This window comes from Frigoribacterium sp. VKM Ac-1396 (genome assembly GCF_015350895.1).
Taxonomy (GTDB): domain Bacteria; phylum Actinomycetota; class Actinomycetes; order Actinomycetales; family Microbacteriaceae; genus Frigoribacterium.
In genome coordinates, this window is sequence record NZ_JADKSD010000001.1 from 198,490 (window position 1) to 210,833 (window position 12,344).

General features: G+C 70.9%; 10 protein-coding genes. 7 read left to right on the plus strand and 3 right to left on the minus strand.

The genetic code is table 11. The annotated features are described in order from the left end of the window. Positions 1–17: 17 nt before the first annotated feature. Complete coding sequence (locus tag ITJ55_RS00995) at positions 18–1,517, minus strand: S1C family serine protease (protein ID WP_194593735.1); 1,500 nt, start codon at positions 1,515–1,517, stop codon at positions 18–20. 231 nt (positions 1,518–1,748) lie between these two features. Here ITJ55_RS00995 and ITJ55_RS01000 point away from each other — a divergent pair, with 231 nt between their 5' ends. From ITJ55_RS01000 to ITJ55_RS01010, 3 genes are all read left to right on the plus strand, one after another. After that, on the plus strand, positions 1,749–2,237 hold the full coding sequence (locus tag ITJ55_RS01000; RefSeq protein WP_056256013.1) for an FHA domain-containing protein: 489 nt from the start codon (positions 1,749–1,751) through the stop codon (positions 2,235–2,237). Between the two features lie 2 nt (positions 2,238–2,239). Further along, positions 2,240–2,938: a MerR family transcriptional regulator gene (locus ITJ55_RS01005; RefSeq protein ID WP_194593736.1), complete on the plus strand. Its 699-nt coding sequence runs from the start codon at positions 2,240–2,242 to the stop codon at positions 2,936–2,938. Between the two features lie 154 nt (positions 2,939–3,092). Beyond that, entirely contained in the window at positions 3,093–3,641 is a 549-nt protein-coding gene (locus ITJ55_RS01010) for a MerR family transcriptional regulator (RefSeq protein ID WP_043595057.1), read from the plus strand. A gap of 91 nt (positions 3,642–3,732) precedes the next feature. Here the strand turns inward: ITJ55_RS01010 and ITJ55_RS01015 are convergent, their stop codons facing one another. Beyond that, entirely contained in the window at positions 3,733–4,545 is an 813-nt protein-coding gene (locus ITJ55_RS01015; RefSeq protein ID WP_056256018.1) for a ParA family protein, read from the minus strand. 88 nt (positions 4,546–4,633) lie between these two features. Here ITJ55_RS01015 and ITJ55_RS01020 point away from each other — a divergent pair, with 88 nt between their 5' ends. Together ITJ55_RS01020 and def are read left to right on the plus strand one after the other, a co-directional pair. Then, entirely contained in the window at positions 4,634–8,032 is a 3,399-nt protein-coding gene (locus tag ITJ55_RS01020; RefSeq protein ID WP_194593737.1) for a pyruvate carboxylase, read from the plus strand. A gap of 120 nt (positions 8,033–8,152) precedes the next feature. After that, complete coding sequence (def, locus tag ITJ55_RS01025) at positions 8,153–8,650, plus strand: peptide deformylase (protein WP_194593738.1); 498 nt, start codon at positions 8,153–8,155, stop codon at positions 8,648–8,650. On the opposite strand, the gene ITJ55_RS01030 is transcribed toward def, so the two are convergent. After that, positions 8,651–10,489: an AMP-dependent synthetase/ligase gene (locus tag ITJ55_RS01030; protein WP_194593739.1), complete on the minus strand. Its 1,839-nt coding sequence runs from the start codon at positions 10,487–10,489 to the stop codon at positions 8,651–8,653. A 101-nt stretch (positions 10,490–10,590) separates the two neighbouring features. Between ITJ55_RS01030 and ITJ55_RS01035 the strand changes: the two genes are divergently transcribed. Together ITJ55_RS01035 and ITJ55_RS01040 are read left to right on the plus strand one after the other, a co-directional pair. Beyond that, positions 10,591–11,541 (plus strand): ROK family glucokinase, encoded by a 951-nt coding sequence (locus tag ITJ55_RS01035; RefSeq protein ID WP_194593740.1) that lies wholly within the window; start codon positions 10,591–10,593, stop codon positions 11,539–11,541. Between the two features lie 30 nt (positions 11,542–11,571). Next, positions 11,572–12,261, plus strand: coding sequence for a 1-acyl-sn-glycerol-3-phosphate acyltransferase (locus ITJ55_RS01040; RefSeq protein WP_194593741.1), 690 nt, complete (start codon positions 11,572–11,574; stop codon positions 12,259–12,261). The last annotated feature ends 83 nt before the right edge of the window (positions 12,262–12,344 follow it).

The following is a 12,344-nucleotide window of genomic DNA, read 5'->3' on the forward strand; positions in this document are numbered from 1 at the left end:
CGGTCGTGACCGGGCGATCAGGCGGCGGGGCCGTCGCCCAGCGTGACGGTCGCGGTGTGCGAGGCTCCGGCGGCGTCGGTCCAGGTCACCGAGACCTGGTCACCCGACTCGTGCGCCTGGATCGCCGCCGTGAGGGCCGACGCGTCGGCGACGGACGTCCCGTCCACCGCCGTGATGACGTCGCCCGCGACGAGGCCTGCCGACGCCGCCGCGCTGCCCTCGACTGTTCCCGCGATCGTGACGCCGCCCGCGGTGCCCGTGGCCGTGCTCGAGATCTGCGCCCCGAGGAAGGCGGGCAGGCCGATCTGCACGGTCGAGCTGCCTGTGCCCGACTCGATCTGCTTGGCGATCGCGAGGGCGTGGTCGATGGGGATGGCGTACCCGGTGACGGTCGACGAGCCCTGGGACGCCGCGGTCACGATGCCCACGACGTCGCCGTCGGCGTCACGCAGCGGACCGCCCGAGTCGCCCGAGACCACGTCCGCGTCCACCTCGATCAGGCCCGAGAGCGACTCGGTGCCCGAGCCGGACTCGCTCTGCACGGTGATCGACTGGTCCGTCGCGAGCACGGTGCCCTGGGCGGTGACGAGGTCACCCGTGCCTTCGGCGTTGCCCGTCGAGTGCACGGCGTCACCGGTGGCGACGTCGCCCGACGAGTCGAAGCTCACGGGGGTGAGGCCGGACGCGTCCTGCAGCTTCAGGACGGCCACGTCGTTGGTCGAGTCGGTGCCCACGACGTCGGCCGTGTAGGTTTCTCCCGTCGACTCGACGGTCACCTGGATGCTGGTGGCGCCCTGGACGACGTGGTTGTTCGTCAGGATGAGTCCGCCGGCGGTCAGGATCATGCCCGTGCCCGCCGACTTGTACGAGGCGTCGTAGTTCAGGGTCGAGACGATGGTGACGACGCCGGCCTTCTCGTCGTCGGTCGCCGCGGTGGCGCTGCTCTGCGTCGAGGTGCCCTGCGAGGTCGAGCCGCCATGCGACGAACCGCCCTGGGACGTCCCGCCCTGCTGCGTCGATCCGCCGAACGGTGAGGTCGAGCCATCCGACCCGCTGCCCGGCTGCGTGAGCTGCGGCAGCAGTTCGAGGGCTTGGCGTTCGCTCGCGGCCTGGGCCGCGGCGGCGCCGGCCGTCCGGCCCGCGGCGTAGGCGCCGCCACCGGCAGCACCCGCGACGATGACGACCGCGGCGGCGGCTCCGGTCAGGGCGAGCCACTTCTTCGACCGGCGGCGACGGGCCGGGCCACCGAAGGCCGGCGGCACCGTTCCCGGGGCGCCGGCACCGGCGGCGGCGGCGTCGCCCGTCGCGGGGGCGGCGGTCGTCGCGTCGTAGGCCTGGTGGGAGTCGTCGCCCGTCATCCAGGTCGGGGCGGCCGACACGTACCGTGCGTCGGACGAGCCGGAGACGTGGGGGAGCGTCCGCGCCTCGGCGGGCTGCTCGGGGGTCGACGGGGCGGGGGTCGCGGGCGTCGCGTCGTTCGGGGTGCCGGTCGTGGCGTCGCCGTCTCGGTCGTTCATGGTGTGCCTCCTGTGGCGTGGTGGTGACGATGGGTCCATGGAACGGGGTGATCCCAAGAGATCCCTATGACGAGGCCTCGAAGCGGTCGGGAGTCGCATGTGGAGGCGCGGTGAGAGAAATCGAGGCTGCCTCGCCTCTCGGCGTGCGACGGTCCGGGCGAGCGCCCCGCGAAATCCGTTCCCGACGAGGGTCGGAGTTCCGATACGCTGGGACGCCAAAGGAGGTCCACGATGGCAGAGCCCGCCAACCCGGCACCCGGCGAGCAGGACCGCGCTCCCGGCGCCCCTCGCGAGGTCGACACGACCCTCAGCTTCAACGAAGAGTTCCAGGCGCAACTGGCCGCTCTCGAGGGCGGCGTGTCCACCGACGAGCGTGACGCCGTCGCCGCACTGCCCTCGGGCTCCGCGTTGCTCGTGGTCCGTCGTGGCCCGAACATCGGGGCGCGGTTCCTCCTCGACTCCGACGTCACCGTCGCCGGCCGTCACCCCGACGCCGGCATCTTCCTCGACGACGTCACGGTCAGTCGCAAGCACGCCGAGTTCCGGCGCGAGGGCACCTCGTTCAGCGTGCGCGACCTGGGGTCGTTGAACGGCACGTACTTCGACGGGGTCCGCATCGACGAGGCCCGTCTCGCCGACGGGGCCGAGGTCCAGGTCGGCAAGTTCCGCCTGACGTTCTACGCATCGCGGGTCGACCTCGCGAACCTGGCGATCAAGTAGTCGTGCCCCGCACCGCCGTCGCCCGGTCGTCGCAGACCGGGCCGTCCGACCTGTTGACGATCGGGCAGGTCCTCTCACGGCTCAAGCCCGAGTTCCCCGACCTGTCGAACAGCAAGCTGCGCTTCCTCGAAGAACGCGAGCTGGTCACCCCGGTGCGCACTCCGTCCGGCTACCGCAAGTTCTCCCCGGCCGACGTCGAACGTCTCCGCTTCATCCTGGGCCTCCAGCGCGACCACTACCTGCCACTCAAGGTGATCCGGCAGCACCTGGCCGACCTCGACGCCGGCCGCCCGTCGTCCCTCCCCTCCGGCGCGGCACCCGTCTCGATCGTCACGCACGGTCGACGACTCAGCCGTTACGAGCTCCTGGGCGAGGCCGGCGCCCCGGCCGGCCTGCTCGACGAGGCCGTGTCGGCGTCCCTCCTGCCCGCCTCCGGTCGGTACGGGGACGACTCGGTGACGGTCCTTTCGGCCCTGGTCGAGCTCGCGAAGTCGGGCATCGAGCCGCGACACCTGAGGCCGGTCCGCGCATCGGTCGACCGCGAGCTCGGTCTCATCGAGACGGCCCTCGCGCCGCTCGCGCGGAAGCACGACGCGGCCTCGCGGGCTCGGGTCGCCGAGCTCTCCCGAGAGCTGGCGGCGCAGGTCGACGTGGTCCGATCGGGGCTCGTCCGATCGGCGCTCGGGCGCCTCGACGCCTAGACGCCCACGCTCCGGGCGAATATCCTCGACACGCCGACCCTTCGGAGCGGATGTCGCCCAGGCAGCTCCCCGTTGTGGGTACCGTGAGTCCTGTACAACCATCAACCCGATGTTGAACGTTGAGCTCCGGAAGAAGAACGTGGAAGGCAACAGCATGAGTGAGTCAGGTTCCCCCGAGGAATCCCGCTACGAGCTGGGCCTGCTCTTCACCGACGGCCTGCCCGAACACGACGCCGACAGCGGCTACCGCGGCACCGTCGCGGCCAAGGCGGCCGGCATCAGCTACCGCCAGCTCGACTACTGGGCCCGTACCGAACTCGTCGAGCCCACGATCCGTGGGGCCGCCGGCTCCGGGTCGCAGCGCCTCTACGGGTTCCGCGACATCCTCGTCCTCAAGCTCGTCAAGCGCCTCCTCGACACGGGCATCTCGCTGCAGCAGATCCGCACGGCCGTCAACCAGCTGCGCGAGGCCGGCGTCAACGACCTGGCCCAGACGACGCTCATGAGCGACGGGGCCAGCGTCTACCTGTGCACGTCCGACGACGAGGTCATCGACCTCGTCAGTCGCGGCCAGGGCGTCTTCGGCATCGCCGTCGGCAAGGTCCTGCGCGAGGTCGAATCGAGTCTCGTCGAGATCGACAGCACTCCCGCCGCCGATCCGTCCGACGAGCTCGCGGCTCGACGAGGCACGCGCGCCAGCTGACACGCTGCACCCCCGTCCCGCAGGCACCGACGACGAAGGCCCCGCACGAGATCGTGCGGGGCCTTCGTCGTCGTGCCCCGGGGGCCTCCGTTCAGCGTGCGGCGGGTTCGGCGTAGTCGCCGATCTTGGCCGTCCGCATGATGCGCTCGAGCAACTGGTCGAAGTTGCGAGCCATCTCTTGTGCGCTCTCGCCGGGCCAGGCGTGCAACGGCTTGGCCGCCCCCTGAGCCTGCTGCAGCGACGTGCGCTCGGGCAGTTGGGGGGACAACACGAGGGGGCCGAACATGTCGCGCAGCTCTTTGATGCGGAACTGGTGCTCGAGCGACTGCACGCGGGCGCGGTTCACGATGATGCCCAAGGGCTGGAGGCGCGGCGAGAGACCGCGACGGATCTCCTCGATCGCGCGCAGGGCCCGGTCGGCGGCGGCCACGCTGAACAGGCCCGGCTCGGTGACGACCGTGACGCGGTCCGATGCGGCCCAGGCCGTGCGGGTCAGGGCGTTGAGCGAGGGGGCACAGTCGATGAGGACGAGGTCGTAGTCGGCCTCGACGTTCGCGAGCGCCTCCTCGAGCTTCCAGATGTCGCGGATCGAGGGGTGGGGGCCGTCGAAGTTGATGGCCGAGGGGCTGCCAATCATGACGTCGACCGTGCCCTGGCGCCCCTTCGTCCAACCACTCGGGGCGATGGCGGCCCGGACCGTCTTCTCCTTCGGCGAGGCCAGGACGTCGGCGACGTTGAGGTGACCCGAGACCGTGATGTCGAGGCCGGTCGAGACGTCGGATTGGGGGTCGAGGTCGACGACTAGGGTCCGCAGACCCTTGGCGAAGGCGGCCGACGTGAGTCCGAGCGTCACCGTCGTCTTGCCGACGCCCCCTTTGAGAGAGCTGACGCTGAGTACATGCACGACACAGACGATACCTTCACTACTGTTGAATCACCCAACAGCCACGTCGACGCGGCGTGCGACCGCCTCCGACGAAAAGAGCCCGCGCGTGTTCTCCAAGATCCTCGTCGCGAACCGCGGAGAGATCGCGATCCGGGCGTTCCGGGCCGCCTACGAGCTCGGTGCCCGCACCGTCGCGGTGTACCCCCACGAAGACCGTGGGTCGATGCACCGCCTCAAGGCCGACGAGGCCTACCAGATCGGTGATCGCGGGCACCCGGTGCGGGCGTACCTCGACGTCGCCGAGATCGTCCGGGTCGCGGTCGAGAGCGGCGCCGACGCCATCTACCCGGGCTACGGGTTCCTCAGCGAGAACCCCGAGCTGGCCGAGGCGGCACGGGCCGCCGGCATCACCTTCATCGGGCCCGGGGCCGACGTCCTCGAGATGGCCGGCAACAAGGTCACGGCCAAAGAACACGCGGCGGCGGCCGGGGTGCCGGTCCTGGCGAGCACCCCGGCGAGTCGCGACGTCGACGAGCTCGTCCGGGGGGCCGAGGCGATCGGGTTCCCCGTGTTCGTCAAGGCGGTCGCCGGGGGCGGCGGGCGCGGCATGCGACGGGTCGACCGTGCCGGCGACCTGCGGTCGTCGCTCGAGGCCGCCATGCGCGAGGCCGACAGCGCCTTCGGCGACCCGACCATGTTCGTCGAGCAGGCGGTGGTCCGTCCTCGCCACATCGAGGTGCAGATCGTGGCCGACGCCACGGGTGAGACGGTCCACCTGTTCGAGCGGGACTGCTCGGTCCAGCGCCGACACCAGAAGGTGGTCGAGATCGCGCCCGCCCCGAACCTCGACGAGGGCACGCGCCAGGCCATGTACCGCGACGCCGTGGCCTTCGCCCGATCGATCGGCTACGTCAACGCCGGCACGGTGGAGTTCCTGCTCGACACCGCGGGGGAGCGCGCGGGGCAGCACGTCTTCATCGAGATGAACCCTCGCATCCAGGTCGAGCACACGGTCACCGAAGAGGTCACCGACGTCGACCTCGTGCAGACCCAGATGCGCATCGCCTCGGGGCAGACCCTCGCCGAACTCGGCCTGCGTCAGGGCGAGATCCAGCTGCGCGGGGCCGCCCTGCAGTGCCGCATCACCACCGAGGACCCGAACGACGGATTCCGTCCCGACACGGGCAAGATCACGACGTACCGCAGCCCGGGCGGTGGGGGCATCCGCCTGGACGGCGGCACGATCGACCCCGGCACCCGCATCAGCCCGCACTTCGACTCGATGCTCGCCAAGATGACCGCGCGGGGCCGGGACTTCCCGGCGGCGGTCGCACGGGCCAAGCGAGGGCTGGCCGAGTTCCGCATCCGGGGCGTCTCGACGAACATCCCGTTCCTCCAGGCCGTGCTCGACGACCCCGCCTTCGCCGCCGGCGACCTCAGCACCTCGTTCATCGACGAACGGCCGGGGCTCTTCCGCACGCACGTGTCGAAGGACCGCGGCACGAAGATCCTCGCCTGGCTCGCCGACGTGACGGTGAACCAGCCCCACGGGCCCGGGGTAAGGACGGTCGACCCCGTCGAGAAGCTGCCGTCCGTCGATCTCTCGAGCGCGCCTCCTCGGGGGTCGCGCCAGCGACTGCTCGAGCTCGGACCGGTGGCTTTCGCGTCCGCCCTGCGGGCCCAGACGGCCCTTGCGGTCACCGACACGACCATGCGCGACGCCCACCAGTCGTTGCTGGCGACCCGGGTGCGCACGACGGACCTCCTCGCGGTCGCGCCCCACGTCGCGCGCACCACGGCCGAACTGCTGAGCGTCGAGGCCTGGGGCGGGGCGACCTACGACGTCGCGTTGAGGTTCCTCGGCGAAGACCCGTGGCAACGCCTGGCGGGGCTGCGCGAGGCATTGCCCAACGTGGCGATCCAGATGCTGTTGCGCGGTCGCAACACCGTCGGCTACACGCCGTACCCCACCGCGGTGACCGAGGCGTTCGTCCACGAGGCGGCGGACCAGGGGGTCGACGTCTTCCGGGTCTTCGACGCGCTCAACGACGTGTCGCAGATGCGTCCGGCGATCGACGCCGTCCTCGCCACGGGCACCACGGTCGCCGAGGTCGCCCTCTGCTACACCGCCGACCTGCTCGATCCGGCCGAAGACCTCTACACGCTCGACTACTACCTGCGGCTGGCCGAGCAGATCGTCGAGGCCGGTGCCCACGTGCTCGCCGTGAAAGACATGGCGGGCCTGCTGCGCGCCGGGGCGGCGGAGCGGCTGGTCGGTGCCCTGCGCGAGAACTTCGACCTGCCGGTCCACGTTCACACCCACGACACCGCCGGCGGCCAGCTCGCCACCCTGCTCGCCGCGTCTCGTGCCGGTGCCGACGCCGTCGACGTCGCCAGCGCCCCGATGGCCGGGACGACCAGCCAGCCCAGCGCGTCGGCGCTCGTCGCGGCCCTGGCGCACACGGAGCGCGACACCGGGTTGTCCCTCGAGGCGGTCTGCGACCTCGAGCCGTACTGGGAGGCCGTGCGCAAGGTCTACGCGCCCTTCGAGTCGGGGCTGTCCGGTCCGACGGGCCGCGTCTACCGGCACGAGATCCCGGGCGGGCAGCTGTCGAACCTGCGCCAGCAGGCGATCGCCCTCGGGCTCGGCGACCGTTTCGAGGCCGTCGAGGACTGGTACGCCGCCGCCAACCGCATCCTCGGGCGGCCGACGAAGGTCACCCCGTCGTCGAAGGTCGTGGGCGACCTGGCCCTGCAGATGGCCGCCGCCGACGTCGACCCGGCCGACTTCGAGGCCGATCCCGCGCGCTACGACATCCCCGACTCGGTGGTCGGCTTCCTCGCCGGTGAGCTCGGCGACCTGCCCGGCGGATGGCCCGAGCCGTTCCGCAGCAAGGTGCTCGAGGGGCGCACGGTCGACATCGGGGTCACGCCCGTGTCCGACGTCGACGCGACGGCCCTCACCCGGCCGGGGCCCGAGCGACGGGCGACACTCAACCGACTGCTCTTCCCCGGCCCTACGGCCCAGTTCGAACAGATCCGCGAGACCTACGGCGACCTCTCGGTCGTGTCGACGGCCGACTACCTCTACGGCCTGCGGCCCGGGCACGAGCACGTCGTGCCGGTGTCGCGCGGGGTCGACCTCGTCGTCGGCCTCGAGGCCATCGGCGAGGCCGACGAGAAGGGCGTCCGCACCGTGATGACGACGCTCAACGGGCAGTTGCGCCCGGTCTTCGTCCGCGACCGCGGCATCGACGTGCACGTGACGGCGGCCGAGAAGGCCGACCGCACCGCCCCGGGGCAGGTGGCGGCACCCTTCTCGGGGGTCGTCACCCTCAAGGTGGCGGTGGGCGACCGGGTCCGTCCCGGCGAGCCCGTCGCGACCATCGAGGCCATGAAGATGGAGGCGGCGATCACGTCTCCCGTCGCGGGCGTCGTGAGCCGCCTCGCCGTCCCCGTCACGCAGCAGGTCGAGGCGAACGACCTGCTCGTCGTCGTCGAGTAGGCGACGGGCGTCACCCGGCGACGGGGGCGTCCGCCGCGCGCCCGGTCGCACGACCACGCCACCACCGCACGAACCCGCAAGCCATCACCACCACACCAGAGACACCCCAGGAGGCGCGCCGTGAGCGTGAGAACCATCCGCCTGTTCGGCGACCCCGTCCTTCGATCGGCATCCGACCCCGTCACCGTCGGCGATCCGCGCCTCGCGTCCCTCGTCGAGGACCTGCTCGACACGGTGCGCGAGCCCGGCCGCGCGGGCGTGGCCGCCGCGCAGATCGGGGTGTCGCTCCGGGCCTTCAGCTACAACGTCGACGGGCAGGTGGGGTACGTGCTGAACCCCGTCGTCGTCGAGGTGTCGGGTGAGAAGACGCTCGTGGACGAGGGCTGCCTGTCGGTGCCCGGGTTCTGGTTCCCCACGCCACGCTACGAGTACGCCCGGGTCGAGGGGGTCGACCTCGAGGGCGAGAAGGTCGTGCTCGAGGGGACGGGGCTCATGGCCCAGGCCCTGCAACACGAGACCGACCACCTCGACGGCACGCTCTACGTGCTCACCCTCGAGCCCGAGACCAAGCGTGAGGCCATGCGCGAGATCCGGGCCGCCGACTGGTGGCGGGCCTGATCAGCGCTCTCGCGCCGTGACCGTGCGGACGGACTCGGTGTCGGGGTGCGCCGTGTAGATGTCCGCGATCTGCTGGGCGAAGTCGTCGAGCACCACGGAGCGCTTGACGCTCATCTTCGGTGTCAGGTGGCCGCCGGCCTCGGTGAGTTCGACGGGCAGGATCTCGAACTTGCGGATCGACTCGGCCCGCGAGACCGAGGTGTTCGCCGCGTCGACGGCCCGCTGGATCTCGGCGCGCACCTTCGGGTGCGACGCGGCCTCGGCCAGGGGCATGTCGGCCGCCTCACCCGCGTTGTTCAGCCAGACGGGCAGCATCTCGGAGTCGAGGGTGACGAGCGCGGCGATGAACGGTCGCTGGTCGCCGACCACGACGACCTGCCCGACGAGCGGGTTGGCCCGGATGGGGTCCTCGAGAACGGCAGGGGCGACGTTCTTGCCGCCGGCCGTGACGATGATCTCTTTCTTGCGACCGGTGATGGTCAGGTAGCCGTCGGCGTCGAGCGCGCCGAGGTCGCCGGTGCGGAACCACCCGTCGTCCATGACCTCGGCCGTGGCCTCGTCCGCCTTCCAGTACCCGGCGAAGACGTTGACGCCCTTGACGAGCACCTCTCCGTCGTCGGCGATCCGGATGCCCACTCCGGGCAGGGCCGGCCCGACGGTGCCGATCTTGAACTTCGAGACCAGGTTGACGGCCGCGGGGGCCGTGGTCTCGGTGAGCCCGTAGCCCTCGAGGATGCGGATGTCGAGGCTGCGGAAGAAATGGCCGAGTCTCGTGCCGAGCGGTGCCGAACCCGAGACGGCGTAGCGAATGTTGCCGCCCATGGCCTTCTTGAGCTTGCCGTACACGAGCCGGTCGAACAGGGCGAAGCGCAGCTTGAGCCCGAGGGGCACCGTGCCCTCGTCCAGGGCACGGCTGTGCGCGATCGCGACGGCGACGGCCTGACGGAAGATGCCGCCCTTGCCTCCGGCCTCGGCCTTCTGCTCCGCCGAGTTGTAGACCTTCTCGAACACGCGGGGGACCGCGAGCAAGAAGCTGGGCTTGAACGACGCCAGCGACGGCAGGAGCTGCTTCGTGTCGGCCTGGTGGCCGACCTTGACCCCGGCGTGGACCGACATCACCGCGATGAAGCGGGCGAAGACGTGAGCCGTCGTGACGAACAGGAGGGTCGACGACCCGGGCGCGACGACGTCGCTCATGGCGACCGCGGCGTTGCGACTCGTCTCGACGAAGTTGGCGTGCGTCAACAGGCAGCCCTTGGGCCGCCCCGTGGTGCCGGAGGTGTAGATGATGGTGGCCACGTCGTCGCCGACCGCGAGGCGGCGACGACGTTCGAGCTCGTCGTCCGACACGTCGACCCCCGACGCGGCGAGCTTGTCGAGGTCGCCGAGGTCGACCTGCCAGACGCGGGTCACGGCAGGCAGCTCGGGGTGCACCTCGTCGAACCGCGAGAAGTGGTCGGCGGTCTCGACGATGACGGCCACGGCCTCGGAGTCGCTGAGGTTCCACTGGACCTGTGCGGGCGAGGAGGTCTCGTAGACGGGGACGAGCAGCGCTCCGGCGAACCAGGTGGCGAAGTCGATCAGGGTCCACTCATAGCGCGTGCGGCACATGAGGCCGATCTTGTCGCCGGGTTCGACGCCCGAGGCGACGAGCCCCTTCGCCAGCGCCCGCACCTGCGTGAGGAACTCGGCGGCCGTGATGTCGCGCCAGCCACCGGTGCCGTCGGGCACCGAGAAGAGCGGCTCGTCCGGCGTCGCCGCGGCTCGGGCCAGCAGGAGGTCGGTCGCGTTGGCGGACGGGTCGGCAGGGACGACGGGTGGGACGATGTGTTCGTTCACGGCAGCTCCTTCGGTACCGAACGATGGTCGTCCAACCCTAACGTGACCTCGCCGGAGACGATGCCCGAGGTGACGGGTCGTCGAGGATAGACTCGATCTTCGTGCATGCAATCGGAATCGACATCGGCGGGACGAAGATCGCGGGCGGGGTGGTCACCGAGTTCGGCGAGATCGTCGACGAGGAGCGCGTCGCGACTCCGGCCGGCGACGCCGGGGCGATCGTCGACGCGGTCGTCGACATGATCACCTCACTCCGGTCGCGTCACGCCGACGTCGTCGCGGCGGGGGTCGCGGCTCCCGGATTCATCGACGCCGCCCAGTCGACCGTCTACTACACGCCGAACATCGCGTGGCGGAACGAGCCGCTCCGGGCACGACTCCTCGAGCGGCTCGACCTGCACATCACGATCGACAACGACGCGAACGCCGCGGGATGGGCGGAGTTCCGCTTCGGTGCCGGCCGTCTGGCGAGCGACATGACCATGCTGACCATCGGCACCGGCGTCGGGGGCGCGATCGTCGCTCAAGACCGACTCCTGCGCGGTGGCTTCGGCACCGGCGGCGAGCTCGGCCACATGCGCATCGTCCCCGACGGCCTGCCCTGCGGGTGCGGCGCCCGAGGCTGCATCGAGCAGTACGGCTCGGGCCGGGCCCTGCTGCGCATCGCCGGCGAGGTCGCCGACGAGGGTGGGGCCGGTCGCGCCCTCGCCGACCTCAGGGCCGAGACGGGTCAGCTCTCCGGGCACGACGTGAGCCTCCTCCTCCAGTCCGGCGACCCCGGCGCCGTCGAGGCCCTCCGGCGCCTCGGCACCTGGCTGGGCCAGGCCGCCGCGTCCCTGAGCGCGATCCTCGACCCGCAGGTGTTCGTCTTCGGTGGGGGTGTCGCCCAGTCGGGCGAGCTGCTCCTCGCCCCCGTTCGCGCGGCGTACCTCGAGCACCTCCCGGCGCGGGGCTACCACCCTGAGCCCGAGTTCGTGATCGCCGAGCTCGTGAACGACGCGGGGGTCGTCGGGGCGGCCGACCTCGCCCGCCTCCACGCGTCCGACCGCTAGACTCCCGACGCCCCGACGAGAGGAGCACCGATGCTCTACTGGTTCCTGAAGACGATGGTCGCGAGTCCGCTCGTCCTGTCGATCTTCCGCCCGTGGGTCAGCGGTCGTGAGCACGTCCCCGAGTCCGGAGCCGTGATCTTCGCCAGCAACCACCTGTCGTTCGTCGACTCGATCTTCCTGCCGCTCGCGCTCGACCGGCGCATCTCGTTCCTGGCCAAGAGCGACTACTTCACCGGCAAGGGGATCAAGGGCTGGGCCATCCGCCTCTTCTTCACGGCCACGGGTCAGCTCTCGATCGACCGGTCGGGTGGCAAGGCGTCCGAGGCGTCGCTCGCGACGGGTCTGTCGGTGCTCCGACGGGGCGAGCAGCTCGGCATCTACCCCGAGGGCACCCGCAGCCCCGACGGCAAGCTGTACCGAGGGCGCACGGGGGTGGCCCGCATGATCCTCGAGGGGCACGTGCCCGTCATCCCCGTGGCCATGATCGGCACCGAGAAGGTCATGAAGACCGGTACGAAGATCCCCCGCCTGCACCGGGTGGGCATCGTCTTCGGAGAACCCCTCGACTTCAGTCGGTTCGAGGGCATGGAGGGTGACCGGTTCATCCTGCGGTCGATCACCGACGAGATCATGTACGAGCTCAACGCGCTCAGCGGCCAGCAGTACAGCGACGTCTACGCGACCAGCGTCAAAGAGAAGCGCCCCACCCTTTCACGGTAGGCTCGCCTGTCGAGGTCGTTCGGCCTCGAGACCGTCAACTGGCAAGGAAGACCGTGGCCCAGCTCACCGAACCGTTCGTCGTC